The organism is Lentimicrobiaceae bacterium (assembly GCA_023227965.1).
GTDB lineage: Bacteria > Bacteroidota > Bacteroidia > Bacteroidales > JALOCA01 > JALOCA01.
Map to the genome: position 1 here is coordinate 51880 of JALOCA010000007.1, position 17531 is coordinate 69410.

At 39.5% G+C, this 17531-nt stretch carries 17 protein-coding genes; 14 read left to right on the top strand and 3 right to left on the bottom strand.

Annotated elements, in window-relative coordinates:
• Nucleotides 1-6 precede the first annotated feature (6 nt).
• On the bottom strand, nucleotides 7-3702 hold the full coding sequence (locus tag M0R21_03840; protein ID MCK9616947.1) for a carboxypeptidase-like regulatory domain-containing protein: 3696 nt from the start codon (nucleotides 3700-3702) through the stop codon (nucleotides 7-9).
• 118 nt (nucleotides 3703-3820) lie between these two features.
• The gene (locus M0R21_03845; GenBank protein MCK9616948.1) at nucleotides 3821-4246 is read right to left on the bottom strand and encodes a hypothetical protein; all 426 of its coding nucleotides are present in this window, start codon (nucleotides 4244-4246) and stop codon (nucleotides 3821-3823) included.
• A 474-nt stretch (nucleotides 4247-4720) separates the two neighbouring features.
• On the opposite strand from M0R21_03845, the gene M0R21_03850 reads away from it, so the two are divergent.
• Nucleotides 4721-5146, top strand: a complete 426-nt coding sequence (locus M0R21_03850) for a hypothetical protein (GenBank protein MCK9616949.1) — start codon at nucleotides 4721-4723, stop codon at nucleotides 5144-5146.
• 152 nt (nucleotides 5147-5298) lie between these two features.
• Here M0R21_03850 and ahcY read toward each other — a convergent pair whose 3' ends face one another.
• Nucleotides 5299-6720, bottom strand: a complete 1422-nt coding sequence (ahcY, locus tag M0R21_03855; protein ID MCK9616950.1) for an adenosylhomocysteinase — start codon at nucleotides 6718-6720, stop codon at nucleotides 5299-5301.
• 287 nt (nucleotides 6721-7007) lie between these two features.
• Here ahcY and mce point away from each other — a divergent pair, with 287 nt between their 5' ends.
• The 13 genes from mce to M0R21_03920 all read left to right on the top strand — a co-directional run bounded on the left by mce (nucleotide 7008) and on the right by M0R21_03920 (nucleotide 17461).
• Nucleotides 7008-7418, top strand: a complete 411-nt coding sequence (gene mce, locus M0R21_03860; GenBank protein ID MCK9616951.1) for a methylmalonyl-CoA epimerase — start codon at nucleotides 7008-7010, stop codon at nucleotides 7416-7418.
• 57 nt (nucleotides 7419-7475) lie between these two features.
• A complete protein-coding gene (locus M0R21_03865; protein ID MCK9616952.1) occupies nucleotides 7476-9035 on the top strand; it encodes an acyl-CoA carboxylase subunit beta in 1560 nt (519 codons plus the stop codon).
• A 12-nt stretch (nucleotides 9036-9047) separates the two neighbouring features.
• A complete protein-coding gene (locus M0R21_03870; GenBank protein MCK9616953.1) occupies nucleotides 9048-9341 on the top strand; it encodes a hypothetical protein in 294 nt (97 codons plus the stop codon).
• A gap of 12 nt (nucleotides 9342-9353) precedes the next feature.
• On the top strand, nucleotides 9354-9797 hold the full coding sequence (locus M0R21_03875) for an acetyl-CoA carboxylase biotin carboxyl carrier protein subunit (GenBank protein ID MCK9616954.1): 444 nt from the start codon (nucleotides 9354-9356) through the stop codon (nucleotides 9795-9797).
• 29 nt (nucleotides 9798-9826) lie between these two features.
• Nucleotides 9827-10873, top strand: coding sequence for a TerC/Alx family metal homeostasis membrane protein (locus M0R21_03880; protein ID MCK9616955.1), 1047 nt, complete (start codon nucleotides 9827-9829; stop codon nucleotides 10871-10873).
• 21 nt (nucleotides 10874-10894) lie between these two features.
• The gene (locus M0R21_03885; protein MCK9616956.1) at nucleotides 10895-12013 is read left to right on the top strand and encodes a sodium ion-translocating decarboxylase subunit beta; all 1119 of its coding nucleotides are present in this window, start codon (nucleotides 10895-10897) and stop codon (nucleotides 12011-12013) included.
• Between the two features lie 266 nt (nucleotides 12014-12279).
• A complete protein-coding gene (gene udk, locus M0R21_03890; protein MCK9616957.1) occupies nucleotides 12280-12885 on the top strand; it encodes a uridine kinase in 606 nt (201 codons plus the stop codon).
• Between the two features lie 30 nt (nucleotides 12886-12915).
• The gene (locus M0R21_03895) at nucleotides 12916-13803 is read left to right on the top strand and encodes a permease-like cell division protein FtsX (GenBank protein MCK9616958.1); all 888 of its coding nucleotides are present in this window, start codon (nucleotides 12916-12918) and stop codon (nucleotides 13801-13803) included.
• A gap of 13 nt (nucleotides 13804-13816) precedes the next feature.
• A complete protein-coding gene (locus tag M0R21_03900; GenBank protein MCK9616959.1) occupies nucleotides 13817-14098 on the top strand; it encodes a DUF3098 domain-containing protein in 282 nt (93 codons plus the stop codon).
• 2 nt (nucleotides 14099-14100) lie between these two features.
• Entirely contained in the window at nucleotides 14101-14880 is a 780-nt protein-coding gene (locus tag M0R21_03905; GenBank protein ID MCK9616960.1) for an undecaprenyl-diphosphate phosphatase, read from the top strand.
• Nucleotides 14881-14885: 5 nt separating this feature from the next.
• Nucleotides 14886-15578, top strand: a complete 693-nt coding sequence (gene truB / locus M0R21_03910) for a tRNA pseudouridine(55) synthase TruB (protein ID MCK9616961.1) — start codon at nucleotides 14886-14888, stop codon at nucleotides 15576-15578.
• Nucleotides 15579-15736: 158 nt separating this feature from the next.
• Nucleotides 15737-16789, top strand: coding sequence for a tRNA preQ1(34) S-adenosylmethionine ribosyltransferase-isomerase QueA (gene queA / locus M0R21_03915; protein ID MCK9616962.1), 1053 nt, complete (start codon nucleotides 15737-15739; stop codon nucleotides 16787-16789).
• Between the two features lie 51 nt (nucleotides 16790-16840).
• Complete coding sequence (locus M0R21_03920; protein MCK9616963.1) at nucleotides 16841-17461, top strand: 2-C-methyl-D-erythritol 4-phosphate cytidylyltransferase; 621 nt, start codon at nucleotides 16841-16843, stop codon at nucleotides 17459-17461.
• Nucleotides 17462-17531 lie beyond the last annotated feature (70 nt).

The window sequence follows — 17531 nt, forward strand, 5'->3', positions numbered from 1 at the left end:
ACCGGATTAAAAATTCAAAGACAAACCCAAACGAATTTGGCGGGGTGCGCTATAATTAGAGGGATTGAGCAGAGCGTATTTATATAATAAGCGATAAGATTCGGAATCTAATTGCTGATTTATCTGTGTCTGGTATTCGGCAGCGGCAAGATATCCGTCATCGTCAGCGTTGCCGGTAGCTTCATAAACAGCGAGGATGTTTTTGGTATCAAAAATATTCAGAACCTGAAGATAAATATTCATATATGCGCCGCTTTTTCCCCAGTTGAGCATGATATCACGGTCGAGGCGGGCATCAATCCTAAACGACCAAGGTAAACGGGATCCATTGATAGAACCTTCGATTACACGAGAACCACCCAAAGGATAAATTTTGCTCGATTTAGTATAGGGTGTACCCGAACCTCCGTTGATTGTAAAGTTAACCCCAGTATTTTTTAGCAACTGATAGGTTTTTACCTTGTCTGTTCCTTTTACTGTATGCTTGATTACGGGTCCGTTATATTGTGCACCTTCATCCCAACGATAGTCAAGAAGGATGTTGATTGAATGCCGACGGTCATCATTTAATGGCAACAATGTACGTAGGTTGGGTTGTCCTGAGGTAACAAGGCTACGGGCGGTATTTTCGTTAGATCCGGTACCATTGGCAAATTGCAATGAATAGCTCGCACGTACCCGGGCATTCTGGGTACGACGAAGGTCGTAAGTTAATGTTAACCCTTTAATAGTACCAAAGTCAATATTATTGTAAGAATAATATGTTTTAGGGTAAGCACCCGTATAACGGTAAATCTGGATCTGATCGCGGACTTCTCGATAGTAAGTAGACAAAACCAAAGAGGAGGAATTGGTTAATTTCTGCTGGAACCCTAATTCATAGTCAATGGTTTTTTCAGGTTTCAGATTGGGATTATTAATGGTTGGGCTACTGCGAACATTTAGGAACAGATAGTCGGTGGGATCCATTTGTAATACTCGGGATGCTGGACGCTGGGTAAGAACATCGTAATGGGCAAAAAATAATGCTTCATCCGAAATGGGGAATGAGAACGATATACGAGGCATGAAATTCCACTGCGGGTCATAATCTTTGAAAACCCTTTGAATGGTTTTTTCTTGCGTGAGGTTTTCACCACCCTCATCTTCATTTAAATAAGGAAGAACACCATTTCCACTTTTTCCTAAAACTGCTTCCGGGTCAGAAATTTCCAAGCCGTCAGCATCGTACCATACATTTCCGTTTCTATATCCGGAAACTACAGAATTATCAGTACTTGTAACATAAACAGTATAACCATCTTTCATATTTCCCGGATGTGAAAATTCGTTTTTGGTTTCACCTACTGTTTTTGCAACGCATAATAAGTAGGGGTCAGTCATCACCATTTGATTTGCATCGAAACGGTCAACACGTAAACCCACATTAAAAATCAAATCTTTGAATGCAAATTTATCCTGAATATATCCTGCCATGTAGATGGGTTCAAAAGCTCCTATACTACGTTTGCCGTCGTTACTGGTAAAAAAATCACTAAAAACTGGTTTGCTATTCAGTTTTTTACCGGTATAGTCGTATCCGTAATAGGTTACCAATGAATTACCACTGTTTAATAATTCATCAGCGCTAAACATATCAATGTTCAGAGGTTTTGTAAGCGAAATCGTTTGCAGTTTTTGATCCTGATCGTAATAATTGATGGTATGTTTTTCAATGTCATATGAGTCAATATCAATATATTCAGTACCATCAATATTTAGGCCCATGAGTTGTCTCAGGTTTTTGTCAAATTTGCTTTGAGAATTAGCATCGTAAAGGCGGTGATAATAAATGGTATCCTGAAAAACACCGTCGAGCATTACCTTTTGGGGGTCGGATTTATCAAGCTGTTCGATGTGGGCATTGGTGAGCCCATACATCTGTTGCCATAGCTGCGGAACCTGTAAGTAACCATATCCTCTATCTTCGCGTTGTTCGTATTGTCCCCCAATTTGTATCGCATGGTTTCCGATATCTGCCGATAAATGAAAGTTAATACCGATTTGCGTATTATCAACAACACTATAATCTGATTGCAGGTTTCCGGGAGCACCCCAGAGACTGTACACTGCGTCGGCATTCATTCCATTTAATAATCCTTTACCATTAATTACATTGTCGCGGTTGTCGTAATTGCCGGCTGTTTCATCATACATGCTATAATATAGTGAGGTATAATTGGCAAGAACGGGATTAACTTCTGAACGTGTAAAAGATAGTAAAGTATCGCGAAAATCATTCTGAAGATGTGCGTACAAGCCTGAAATAGAATCACGCTGATAATCAGTTGTAAATGAACGAATCGTGTGGCGTTCAAATTTCCCGATGTATCCGTATTTGAAAAGATCGTCTTTGTGATTGGCATCCTGTGCTACGCCGTGGTATTTGGTATAATCGCCCTGGATGCTGTAATAAATGTTTTTAATGAGTTGTTTACTTTCTTTATCAGCAGGGATACGATGGGTAAATTTTACAAAACCTCTATAAGTAGAATTAATGTATTGTGCATTGTTGTCCCAGTTGTACATGGAATTATAAAAATTGAATTGACGTCCGTTATTGTAGTTATACGATCCACCAATGGTAAGGTTGGTGTTTTTGGTTGTACGAACGTCAATTTTCCCAGAGCCATTGAACTCGAGATCAGAAGTATTAAGTGTGGAATTGATGTGTTCCAAATCTTCTTTGTGAATAAATGCAGAGTTGGGATAAGATCCTGAACCTGAGCCTGACGGGCGCAGAGGGCTATCTTTAATATCCTGTAATACATCGCTTTTCACTTTCCAGAGTCCGGTACTGGTCGGGCGACCATCACGATTATAGGTTCCTTCTGCTGCAATGAAGTATCCGAGAAGGGAGGTTGGCTGATTTGGGTCGCGGCTTTTGATAAGTGGTCCCTGTAGGTTCAGCCCTAAACGATTGTATCCATAAGCATCAAGGAATTCTGATGTTTGACCATCAATACCTGCACCGAAGGTACGAGAAGGACCTTTGGTAGTAACATTGATAATACCTCCTGTAACATCGCCATACTGAGCGGGAACACCTCCAAGGATTACCGAAACCTGGTCAATGGAGGCTTCGGGAAGGCTTTGGGATCCACGTACCTTGATACCATCTATATACATTACGGTACCGTCGGAACGTTGCCCGCGGATACCTCCTACATTACCGTCCGACGAAAAAACACCTCCTACAGTAGTAGCAATGGCGTTAGCTGAACGGTTAGGCATTTTGGCAATTTCTTCCGAAGTAACGGTAGCCCCGCTGGCAGTCTGGTCTTTGCTAATCAGAGGCACCTTGTAGTCAACAACTTCTACTTCAGTAAGTTGCGTTGTTGTGGCTTCCATTTCAAGGTCGAGAAAAGTAATTTTATCGGAGTTAATAATTACTCCTTTAATAAGATAGGGTTTATACCCTACAAAAGTTGCTTTTACATTGTATTTTCCTGGAGAAATCGGCTTAATAGTATAATTCCCGTCAAAATCCGAGGTGGAACCACCCGCCTGAGTACCTCCCAATTCTATTACAATGTTAGCAAAGGGAACCGCATCTTTTGTCGTTTTGTCGGTAATTTTCCCTTTCAACGTTCCTGACTGCGAAAAGACTAACGCAGATGCTGCCAGTACAAGTCCAAATGTTAAGAGTAGCTTTTTTAACATACCATACAGTTTTATGTTAGATTACAACGTGTTTTTTAAAAAGTGCGTAAAGGTAAAAAGAAAAATAAGTATCTTCCAAATGATATTTTCACCCTCTATCAAAAAAAAAGATTTATGCTTAATAATTGCGTTTCAGTATTTCCGAATAAATTACTGCTTTTACGGCATCAAAATCCGTATTTGCATTTGTCTGTTGATGTTCTCTGATTTCTGTTTTTTCCTCTTTTTTTCCCTGCTGTTGTTGATTTATTTCTTCTTTGGCAAGGCTGTCGTAAGTAAATATTTTAGATTGTTGTTGCAAAGTAAGTTCATCATAGGTAATCGTTGGTTCGGGTATATTTTCTTCCTGTGCTTCGGGTTCCGGGCTAAAAGGTTCAAAAAAAAACTGTTGTTGTGTAAGGGGTTCTGAAAAACTGTTTTTCGTTGTATCAGTTCTCTCAACTGCTGCTGGCGGTTTTTTCACGGTTTGTAATTTCTGATTTCCTTTATAGATGGCATAAATTAGCCAGAATACACCTATTATTATATATATTACATCATCCATGGGATTTTATTTTCATTAAAAAAAAACAAGAATACTGTTATTGTGCCGTTTCCTGTTTACTTTTTGGGAACTTCGTTTTGTTTTTTTCATCATTTTTTTGGTATCCGTACTTTGCATTTTGTAGTGGGCTTTTTTGGCTTTATTATATTCTTTTTCAGATGCTTTATCCTCTGCTTCTTTCTGTTTTTCTATTTGTTTCTCTTTTTTAGCGATTGTTTTTTCTTTAGAATTTGACAAAAGGATTTTGCATCCGGAAGCTATTTGTAAAAAACATACTATTAGTAATAAACACCCTGTTCTTTTCATTTTTTGTCGTAAGAATTTCCTGTCTGGAATAAAGTTTTAAAATTATAAATAATTTCTTTATCTCCTGAAAATTATAAAGAATAATCTGCGTTATTTGTAAAATTATCGGTCAACTTGCTTTTTTTGCCGTTATTTTGTATTTTTGTAAATTTATTTATCATTCTGAACATGAAATTTTTATATAGGATTTTATTTCTTTTAGTCATGTTTTTGCCGGTTGCCGGTTGCGATGATGATTACTCGGACGTCCCCTATGCTTATATAGATATTTACATAAATCCTAATTCAACGGAATATAATGAGTTGAATACAGTAAACGGTTGGGTATATCTGAAGGGTACGTCTCCAAGCAGAGGGATTATTGTTTGCAGAATATCACAAGATGAATTTATGGCTTACGAGCGTACTTGTCCTTACGATGCTGATAAGGATAATGCAATTGTAGAAGTCGAATCTCCTCTTGTAGCCGTTGATTCTCTTTGTGGTTCCCGGTATATTTTAACAGATGGCAGTCGTTTTGACGGACCTGCCAAGTTACCCCTTAAGCAATATCGTACAAACTACAACGGTGCAATTTTGCACATCTATAATTAAACCTGACAGACAACCATGTAATTTTTACCCATTGGATGCAGGGCAAAATGATTTTCTGGCAATAAAGATTCACAGGATAAATTATACTGTACACACTATCTATAAGGAACCCGGGTTCCTTTTCAGCAAGCTAAAATCTAAATAAATTCAGATTAATATCTGTAATGGTCAGCCTTATAGGGTCCATTTATGGGAACACCAATGTACCCGGCTTGTTCAGGGGTAAGTGTTGTCAGTTTTACTCCGATTTGCTCAAGGTGAAGGCGAGCGACTTCCTCATCGAGTTGTTTGGGTAAACGATACACACCCACTTCATACACATTGTTCCAAAGATCAAGTTGGGCAAGGGTTTGGTTGGTAAATGAATTACTCATCACAAAAGAAGGGTGCCCCGTTGCACAGCCCAGGTTTACCAGTCTGCCTTCGGCAAGCAGAAAAATTACATGACCATCTGGGAAAATGTATTTATCTACCTGAGGCTTAATGTTCACTTTTGTAACTCCTTGGTAATTATTTAGTTTATCTACCTGTATTTCGTTGTCGAAATGACCTATATTGCAAACGATTGCCTGGTCGTTCATTTTAGCTAAATGTTCTATTGTGATTACGTCGCGGTTACCGGTAGTGGTAACAAAAATATTGCCTTCGGCTAAAGTGTTTTCAATGGTAGTTACTTCAAAACCCTCCATTGCAGCCTGCAAGGCACAAATGGGGTCAATTTCGGTAACGATTACCCTGGCGCCGTACGAACGCATTGACCTTGCACAACCTTTACCCACATCACCATAACCCAATATCACAACCACTTTACCGGCTATCATTACATCGGTTGCCCGTTTAATACCATCGGCAAGGGATTCGCGGCAACCATACAAATTATCAAATTTTGATTTGGTAACCGAGTCGTTCACATTGATGGCGGGTATCAGCAATTCGCCTTTTTCCATCATTTGATACAGACGGTGCACACCGGTAGTAGTTTCTTCCGAAACACCTTTCAGCTCGGCAACTGTGCGATGCCATCGTGTGGGGTCTTTGGTTAAAATGCGTTTTATCGTATTAATGACAACAGATTCTTCGTGGCTTGCAGGGGTTATATTCAATACTTCCGGATCTTCTTCGGCTGCATATCCTTTGTGAATTATCAAAGTGGCATCACCACCATCGTCAACAATCAAATTCGGACCGTTGCCCCCGGTAAATGCCAATGCCTGTGCCGTACACCACCAATATTCTTCGAGTGTCTCTCCTTTCCAGGCAAAAACAGGAATGCCCTTCGCGGCAATGGCAGCGGCAGCATGATCCTGGGTAGAAAAAATATTGCAGCTTGCCCAACGTACTTCGGCACCTAACTCAACCAAAGTTTCGATAAGCACAGCAGTTTGAATGGTCATATGAAGCGAACCTGTGATACGGGCTCCCTTCAGTGGTTTGATTGCACTGTATTTCTTTCGGATAGCCATTAATCCGGGCATTTCCTTTTCGGCAATTTCTATTTCCTTACGACCCCAGTCTGCAAGAGAAATATCTGCAACTTTATACATAGTAGCAGATTCTGTATTAATATCCTTCATCAAAAAAATTTTTGCAAAAATAGGTATTCTTATTCAATAATCATGAATAGAAAACAAAGATAAAGTAAAACAAATCTTAACAACAATGAAACATTAAACAGGTAAACAAATTATTACTACCCTGTGCTACTAAAAGAAATACTGTTTTATGTCTAAATTTTTCTGCAGTATATCTAACAAAATTCTTATTTGTATCAAGTAAAAAAAATATTTAATATCTGATACCTCTTTTATAATACCAAAAATTGGTTTTATTTTGCCCGCAGAAAACCATTACCCATAAATTTATGAAACCTACACATATTGAACATATTGGAATTGCTGTAAAAAGCCTTGAAGAAAGTATTCCTTATTACGAAAGCATATTAGGATTACAATGCTATGCCATAGAAGAAGTGAAAGAGCAAAAAGTTAAAACCGCTTTTTTTATGGTTGGTTCTACCAAAATAGAACTGCTCGAAAGCACCGATCCAGAAGGACCTATTGGTAAATTCATCGAAAAAAAAGGAGAAGGAGTGCACCATATTGCTTTTGCCGTTAAAGGACTGGAAGAAGCACTTGCCGATGTTCAAAGTAAAGGCGTGCAACTGATTGACAAAACCCCCCGCCAAGGAGCCGAAGGGTTGCACATTGCTTTCCTGCATCCCAGATCAACCATGGGGGTTCTAACCGAATTATGTGAGAACAAAAATAAATAATTCCGGGAAGTTACTCTTTGTAAATAAATAACAACATATAAATAACTTAATAGTATCATGGCAATAGAAGATAAAATACAAGAACTTCTGAACAAGAGAGAACAGGCAAAACTTGGAGGAGGTCAAAAACGAATTGATTCGCAGCACAAAAAAGGAAAATTTACCGCACGCGAACGCATTGATTTATTATTGGATGAAGGTAGTTTTGAGGAATTCGACATGTTTGTAACCCACAATTGCCACGACTTTGGTCTGGAAAAAGAATCCTACCTTTCCGATGGTGTGGTTACCGGTTACGGAACTATTGACGGAAGAATAGTTTATGTGTTTTCGCAGGATTTTACTGTTTTCGGCGGTTCGCTTTCGGAAGCCTATGCCCAAAAAATTTGCAAGGTTCTCGATAAAGCAATGAAAGTGGGTGCACCTATCATCGGTATCAACGACAGCGGTGGTGCCCGCATACAGGAAGGGGTGAAAAGTTTGGGTGGCTATGCCGATATTTTTCAGCGCAATATTCTTGCTTCAGGGGTAGTTCCGCAAATTTCTGCCATTTTTGGACCTTGTGCCGGTGGTGCAGTGTATTCGCCTGCCCTTACCGACTTTATTGTGATGAGCAAGAAAACCAGTTATATGTTTGTAACAGGTCCTAAGGTAGTAAAAACCGTTACTGGTGAAATAGTTACTGATGAAGATCTTGGCGGAGCCATGGTGCACGGGGCAAAATCAGGAGTTACCCATTTTGTAGCCGACGATGAAAAAGAAGGAATTCTTCTCATCCGAAAACTTCTCACTTATCTTCCACAAAATAACTTAGAAGACCCCCCCCTGTCGCCCTGCGACGATCCGATTGACCGCCTCGAAGATTCGCTCAATTATTTTATTCCGGAAAACCCCAATAAACCCTACGACGTAAAAGACGTTATTCATGCTATTGCCGATTATAGTGAATTTATGGAGGTACAACGTCATTACGCTCCCAACATTGTTATCGGTTTTGCCAAGTTCAATGGGCTGCCTGTTGGCATTGTGGCTAACCAGCCCAACTACCTCGCCGGCGTACTCGATATTAATGCCAGTCGTAAAGGAGCACGTTTTGTTCGCTTTTGTGATGCTTTTAATATTCCATTGGTTACTCTCGTCGACGTTCCAGGCTTCCTGCCCGGTACTGCACAGGAATATGGCGGAATTATTATTCACGGGGCGAAACTGTTGTATGCTTACGGAGAGGCTACAGTGCCCAAAGTAACTGTTATACTTCGCAAAGCTTATGGCGGAGCTTATGATGTAATGAGTTCAAAGCACCTTCGTGGCGACATTAACTACGCCTGGCCTACTGCCGAAATAGCTGTCATGGGACCAAAAGGTGCAATAGAAATACTACAAAGCAAAAAGATAAATGAACTTGAAGACGCTGCAGCAAAAGACGAATTTATCCGCAAAGCCGAACAGGAATACAAAAACAAATTTGCTAATCCTTATAACGCAGCCAAATACGGATATATTGACGATGTGATAGAACCCCGTAATACCCGTTTTCGTATCATCCGCGCCTTGCAAGCACTGGCTACAAAAAAAGTTTTGAACCCACCCAAAAAACATGATAACTTGCCATTATAGGAGGGAAAAAACATGAAGATTCATTTGAAAAAAAGCGAAAACAGGAAAAAGGGCATGGAAAATTCCCAGGAACCTGCACCCGATACTCAAAACCCCCAGCCTACTGAAGACAATACCGGTGAAGTAGTTACAGCTATTGGACTGGCATTAAGTATGTACATGCGCGATATTCACGATTTTGAACAGGCAGTTATTACCATGCAAAAAGTAATGCGCCCCTATTCGCCCTGGAGCTCGAAATTTTACGGACTAAAACAACAACCCATGCATATCCCGGGATTTCGTCAGCATTATCATAAATCCTAAAAAAGAATAAAAATGAAAAATTTCAAGTTTAAAATAAATAATAAACAGTACGATGTTGAAATTATCAGCATTGACGATAACCTTGCAAAAGTAAACGTAAACGGAACAACTTACGAAGTGGAAGTTGATCGCCAGTTGAAAACGACAAAAACCCCCACTCTGGTTCGTTCGGTAGCCATTCCGTCAACCGATTCTATTCCGCAAACTGCACGTACCTCGAGCCCTGCTACTGCCAAAGGCGGCGGAGCCATCAAATCACCGCTTCCCGGAATCATACTTGAGGTGTGCATCAAAGTCGGCGACAAGGTTTCTATTGGTCAGAAAATCGTGAGCCTCGAAGCCATGAAAATGGAAAATAATATCAATTCAGATATTGACGGGACGGTTTCCGCTATTCACGTGCAAAAAAGCGACTCAGTACTTGAAGGCGACCTTCTGATAGAAATAGCAAAATAAAGTTTTTAACTTATTAAATATCTGTAATTATGAGCACTCAAATGATTTTTTGGGCAGCCTTTGTCATATTGTTTTTTATAGTTTTTTTCATTGATATGTATGCTACCGGACATCGCAAAGGCGATCTTACCGTTGGCATTGCACTACGATGGACTGCCCTCTGGATTTCCATTGCCTTGCTCTATGGGCTGGCAATATTTCTGTTTTTCCCTCAAAACTCTGAAAGCACTGTACGAACAGGCTCTGTGATGATGTTTAAATTTATTTCAGGTTATCTTACCGAGTATTCCCTTTCGGTTGACAACCTTTTTGTGTTTATCATGATTTTTTCATTGATGGGCGTACATGAAAATAACCAACCTAAGCTGCTTAAGCTCGGTATTTTACTTTCCATTGTATTGCGTATCCTTTTTATCCTCGCCGGAATGGAACTGGTACAGCGTTTTAGTTGGATTATTTACATTTTTGGTATTATTCTGTTGTGGACTGCTTATAAAATGGCTTTCACCAGTGGGGATGATCATGTAGATCCCCAGTCCAACATTCTGTACAAAACAGCTTCGAAACTTTTTCCGCTGGATCCTGACCCGCATGCCTCTCATTTTTTCAAAAGAATGAATGGGAAAATATACATTACCAGTATTTTTCTTGTTTTCCTTGTAATTGGTTCTACCGATGTTTTGTTTGCCGTTGACTCTATCCCTGCCATTATTGGTGTGATAAAGGAAGGAGCAACAAATATTCTTACCTCTTCGGAGGAAGATTTCCTCGCTGTAACTTCCAATGTTTTTGCCGTGATGGGATTGGTTTCCCTGTTTTTTGCGCTCAAAGGCATCATGGGCATGTTCCGTTACCTGAAAACTGGTGTTAGCTTTATCCTGTTTTTTATTGGTATGAAAATGCTTCTTGGATCCGTTCATGTGGTTGAAGAATTTTTCAAATCCCATTCCTGGGTATCATTACTGGTAATTATCTTAACCCTTCTGATTTCCGTTTTACTTTCCATAATCATTAAAGAAAAGGAAGAGATAGAAGATCTGAAAGAAGAAATCGAACAAATAAAACACGATGATTAACTATAAATTTTAACAACACAAATGAATATAAATGATTTATTACCTGCACTGCTGACGATATCGTGGCAGCAGTTTTTAATGATTGCAGTAGGAAGTATTTTGATTTATCTTGCTATTGCAAAAGAATATGAACCCAATCTTTTGCTCCCGATGGGATTTGGAGCCATTATGGTGAATATTCCTTTTTCTTCGGCTTGCGGACCCGACGGTGCTTTAACGGTATTTTTTAATGCCGGTATCCAAAATGAGGTATTTCCATTGCTGATATTCATTGCCATAGGTGCAATGATTGATTTTTCACCTTTGTTTAAAAGTCCCTTCCTGCTGCTTTTCGGAGCAGCTGCACAGTTTGGTATTTTCTTTACCATGTGCGCTGCTACTTTGATGGGTTTCGACCTGAAAGAAGCAGCATCTATCGGAATTATCGGCGCTGCCGATGGCCCAACCTCCATTTTTGTTGCTAGTAAGTTTGCCCCGAGTTTACTGGGACCTATTTCGGTGGCAGCGTACTCCTACATGGCTCTTGTCCCCATCATTCAGCCCCCTGTAGTCAGGATGCTTACTTCCAGAAAGGAACGCCTCATTCGTATGGAAAGCCATGCTAAAAGTGTTTCCAAAACAGCACTTATCCTTTTCCCGATTATTGTAACAGTATTTGCGGGTCTTGTAGCTCCTTCTTCGCTGGCACTTATTGGCTTCCTGATGTTTGGAAATCTTATCCGTGAATGTGGTGTACTGAACAAGCTTTCGCTATCGGCACAGAATGAACTGTCGAGCTTAGTTACCATTTTATTAGGTATCAGTATTGCCAGCACCATGACTGCCGATCGTTTTGTAAACCTGAGCACCCTGATGATTATCGGGCTGGGTTTGATTGCCTTTATTTTTGATACTTTTGGTGGTGTGATGTTTGCTAAACTTATCAATGTGTTTATGCCCCAGAGTAAGAAAATCAATCCGATGGTTGGTGCATGCGGTATTTCTGCTTTCCCGATGTCGGCACGTGTAATACACAACATGGGACAAAAAGAAGACAAGTTCAACTTCCTGCTGATGCATGCCGTAAGTGCCAACGTTGGTGGACAGATTGGCTCGGTAATTGCCGGGGGCTTGATACTTTCCCTGGTTCCGTTATTTTAATTTTATAAAAGATAGATTATTATGAACACACTAAATATAGCAATGGAAATTACCGTTCTCGGTATGATCGGGATTTTCGTTTTTATGGCTATCCTTTATTTTGCCATAAAAGGTATTGACAAACTATTTCCCAAAAAAAATTAGTTTTTCCTAATCACAAAATCAAAGGCTGACTTGCTCCTGAAAAAAGCAATCAGCCTTTTTTTAAATATATAGTATTTTTCATACCGAAAACTCTATTTTTGTAAATTGTAAATTTTTATGATATGCTTATCATTGGTATAGCTGGGGGTTCGGGTTCGGGAAAATCAACTGTTGTAAAACAAATAATTAAACGATTGCCAAAGGATGCAGTAACGATTATACCACAGGATGCATATTATAAAGATAACGGACATCTTTCACCTGAAGAAAAAAAGAAGATCAATTTCGATCACCCTTCATCAATAGAATTTAATCTTTTGCTGAATCACCTCAGGCTACTCAAAGAAGGTCAACATGTAGAAATGCCTATTTATTCGTATGTTACGTGCGCTCGGGCTAAGGAAACAATTACCATTTACCCGAAAAAAGTTATAATAGTTGAAGGTATTCTTATTTTATCTAATCCAAGATTACGTAAAGTGCTTGATATTAAGGCATTTGTAGATGCCGATCCCGACGACAGGCTGATTCGAATCATTCAACGCGACACCCTCGAACGTGGAAGAGACTACAAGCAAGTGCTTGACCATTACGAAAAATGGGTAAAACCCATGCACCTTTTATTTATCGAACCTACCAAACGTTATGCAGATATTATTGTCCCGCAGGGAGGTTCAAATCATGTTGCGATTGATATTCTTACCACAAGAATTATGGCTAACCTGTAATTCGCATAAATTTGTAAATTTGCTGCACAAATGGTAAAGTTTAAATTCAACGAAGAAAAATACAACCTGCGAAGGCTGAAAACGGCTTATGTTACTACCGTAATAAGTATTACTCTGGTACTTTTTATGTTGGGATTGTTGGGGCTTATCGTTTTTCATGCCCGCAAATTATCAGATTATGTAAAAGAAAATATAGGTTTTACTCTCATTATCAAAGATAATGTACGTGAAGCAACTATTATTGAATTACAGAAGCAACTCGACCTGAAACAGTATGTTAAAACAACCGAATATATTACCCGTGAACAGGCAGCCGAGCAACTTACCAAAGAACTGGGCGAAGACTTTATCGGATTTCTCGGGTACAACCCCTTGTTGCCCTCCATTGATGTAAGGCTGAAAGCCGAATATGCAAACAATGACAGTATTTCCGTAATTGAAAAACAAATACTTGCCAATCCATATGTAAAAGAAGTATTTTACCAAAAATCTTTGGTTGATCTTATCAATAAGAATCTTAACCGAATAAGTGTCGTTATTCTCGGATTCAGCATAGTACTTTTGCTAATTGCCGCTTTGCTCATTAATAATACCATACGATTGTCGGTTTATGCAAAACGTTTTCTCATAAAAAGTATGATGCTTGTGGGTGCAACGCGGTATTTTATCCGCAAGCCCTTTGTTTTGAAAGGCATATTCCAGGGACTTATAGGAGCATGTATAGCTATAATACTATTATTCATCATTTTATTGGTAGCAATTCAAAAACTCCCCGAAGTAGTAAATTTCAGCCAGCTTGATGCATACCTGAGTATTTTTGGAAGCATCATTGTACTGGGAGTCGTTTTTTCATGGGCATCCACTTTTTTTGCCGTCAGAAAATATTTAAGGATGAAGACAGATGATTTATATATGTAAATAATTGTAAACTATGATAAAAGATAAGAAAAAAGCAGGTGTTGCCGGGGCAAAGTACTCTGAAGAAGAAAAAACCGATCTATTTGCATTTGGTAAAGAAAACTACAAACTGCTATTGTTGGGTTTAGCCTGCATCGTTATTGGTTTTATTCTGATGGTTGGCGGTGGGTCCGATTCACCTGATATTTTTAACGATTCCATGTTTGGTTTTCGCAGGATGACGTTGGCGCCATTATTGATACTTGCCGGGTATGCCATTGAAATATTTGCCATCATGAAAAAAACCAAAGAGTAAGCATGACATTTCTGCAAGCCATTATCATTGCAATAGTAGAAGGTATTACTGAATTTTTGCCAATTTCCTCTACCGGACACATGATTATTACCGAGAGCATACTCGGAATGGATATTGACGATTTTGCCAAAGCCTTTACCGTAAATATCCAGTTTGGTGCAATTTTATCCGTAATCATACTCTATTGGAAACGTTTTTTCCAGAGTATGAAATTTTACTATAAATTATTTATTGCTTTTTTACCTGCAGCAATTATTGGATATGAATTAGGTGATTTTATTGATGATATGCTAGATGAAGTATGGATAGTAGCTGTTTCTCTTTTACTTGGCGGTATTATTCTTCTTTTTGTAGATAAATGGTTTAAAAAAACTTCCGAAAACCAGGAGATAACCTATCCTACTGCCTTAAAAATCGGTTTTTTCCAGTGTATTGCCATGATTCCTGGAGTATCCCGCTCGGCGGCTACCATTATTGGCGGTATGGCTTCAAAACTATCGCGAAAAAATGCAGCCGAATTTTCCTTCTTCCTTGCCGTACCCACTATGTTTGCAGCATCTGCCTATAAACTTACCGAAAATTATAAAACCATCACTTCTGATAAACTCGACATTCTTATTCTGGGCAATTTTGTGGCATTTGTCGTAGCCATGCTCGCAATAAAATTTTTTATTTCTTTCCTTACCAAATATGGTTTTAAACTATTCGGCTGGTACCGTATTGTTGTTGGCATGGCAATATTAATTCTCTGGGGATTGGGCATTGAACTTACTATCCGCTGATACTAATGACTTACGATTTTATTTCCGGAGAAGTTCTCTTTTTTGATAAACCTTACGGATGGTCGTCGTTCGACGTGGTTAATAAAGTACGCAACTTTATCCGTCGCGAATTAGGCATCGAAAAACTCAAGATAGGACATGCCGGAACCCTCGATCCACTTGCTACTGGTTTGTTGATTTTGTGTACAGGCGCTTTTACAAAACGGATTGAAGAGTTTCAGGCAAAAGAAAAAGAATATACAGGTACTTTTATCCTGGGAGCCACCACACCCTCTTTCGACCTCGAAAAACCCATTGACCTGACATTTCCTATCCACCACATTCGACCGGAAGACATACGGCAGACTGCACAATTCTTTACAGGCACTTTTGAACAGGTTCCACCTGTATTTTCAGCCGTAAAAATCAGTGGTAAACGAGCCTATAAATATGCAAGGCAGCAGGAAGAAGTAATAATACAGCCTAAGACAGTTACTATCAGTAAATTTGAAATTACACGTATTGCTCTTCCGGAAGTTGACTTTTCGGTTGTGTGTAGCAAAGGAACCTATATACGTGCCCTTGCACGTGACTTTGGTACGACTCTGCAAAGCGGAGCCCACTTAACGGCGTTGCGCCGGACACGTATCGGAAACTTCAATATTTCACAAGCTTGTGAAATAGAAGCATGGAAAGAAAAAATACTCTATAATACATAAATACAAGATACAAATTTTAACATTTTGTATTTTCAATGCAGGTTGCTTTTCAAGTGAATAAAAAAATACTTGCATTTCAGCAAAAAAAACATTAATTTTGCCGCCCGATTTTAAGTTCTTTGTACAGATACTAATAGTATTAATTTAAAATGCTTTCTATGAAACTATCTGAATTCAGGTATCACCTGCCTCAGGAACTGGTAGCCATGTATCCTGCTGCCAACCGCGACGAATCGCGTCTGATAGTGCTCAATCGTAAAGAACAAACCATTGAACACAAAACTTTTAAAGATATTCTGAATTATTTTAGCGAAGGTGATGTAATGATTATTAATAATACCCGCGTTTTTCCTGCTTTACTTACCGGGGAAAAAGAAAAAACCGGAGCTAAAATCACAGTTTTCCTGCTCAGGGAACTGAATGCAGATGCAAGATTGTGGGATGTTTTGGTAGATCCTGCCCGTAAAATCCGCATCGGAAATAAATTGTATTTTGGGGACGACCAGTTGGTTGCCGAAGTTATTGACAATACGACTTCGCGCGGAAGAACCCTGCGTTTTTTGTTCGATGGCAATTATGAAGACTTTAAAAAAACCATACAGGTATTGGGAAAAACACCCATACCGGAAGAAATCCAACGACTTAGGGCAATCGAACCGGAAGATGAAAACCGGTATCAAACCATTTTTGCCCGTCATGAGGGAGCTGTTGCTGCTCCGTCAGCCGGATTGCATTTTAGCCGCGAAATAATGAAACGCCTCGAACTGCAGGGAGTTAATTTTGCAGAAGTTACATTACATGCAGGGTTGGGTAATTTCAGAAGTATTGATGTGGAAGATCTTACCAAACACAAAATGGATTCGGAAGAAGCCCTTATTGAAGAAGATACTGTGAAGATTGTTAATCTTGCCAAAGAAAATAAACGCAAAGTGTGTGCAGTGGGAACAACTACCAGCAAGGCGATAGAATCGTCGGTTACCATTAGCGGCAGGCTTAAACCTTTCCAGGGATGGACGAATAAATTTATTTTCCCACCTTACGATTTTAGTATAGCTAACTGCATGATTACTAATTTACATCTTCCTCTTTCATCCACCTTGATGCATGTTGCTGCTTTTGCCGGATTCGACTTTCTGATGAAGGCTTATCGCGAAGCCATTGACCAGAAATACAGATTTTTTACATATGGCGATGCCATGCTGATATTGTAAGCCGTGCTTGCGCGATATGTGCTGATAGTTGCCGGTGGCAGCGGCAGACGTATGGAAACAGAAGTGCCCAAACAGTTTCTTTTGCTCAATGGGAAACCGGTGCTGATGCATACTTTTGAGGTTTTTTACCGTTTCAGTTCTACGATTTCTTTTGTCCTGGTATTGCCGGATAATGAAATAGCCCTTTGGAAACAGCTTTGCATGGATTATTCCTTTACTATTCCACATTATATCGTTACTGGCGGAGATACCCGTTTTCAATCGGTGAAAAACGGGCTTTCGCTGATAAAGGAAGAATGTATTGTAGCCGTACACGACGGAGTACGCCCATTAACGAGTATTGCTACCATAGAAAAGGCTTTTGCGAAAGCCGAATTACACGGAAATGCGGTACCGGTAATTCCGGTGAACGAGTCGTTGCGTGAAATGATAGGGCAAAAGAGTGCCCCTGCCGACAGGAGCCGTTTTTTTATTGTGCAAACACCCCAGTGTTTTCGGATTTCGCTTCTTAAGGAAGCTTACAAACAGACTTACCAGGAAGGGTTTACTGATGATGCCACCGTGGTGGAGGCTTTAGGCGAAACCATACATCTTACCGAAGGAAATTTTGAGAACATCAAAATTACGTACCCAACAGACTTAAAGATTGCCTGGGGATTGATAGGGAAATAGGCTGTCTTTCCTGTAAACCTGAGTTCGGTATAAGGTTGAAAATCATTTTTGTAATATTTCAGCATTTTAC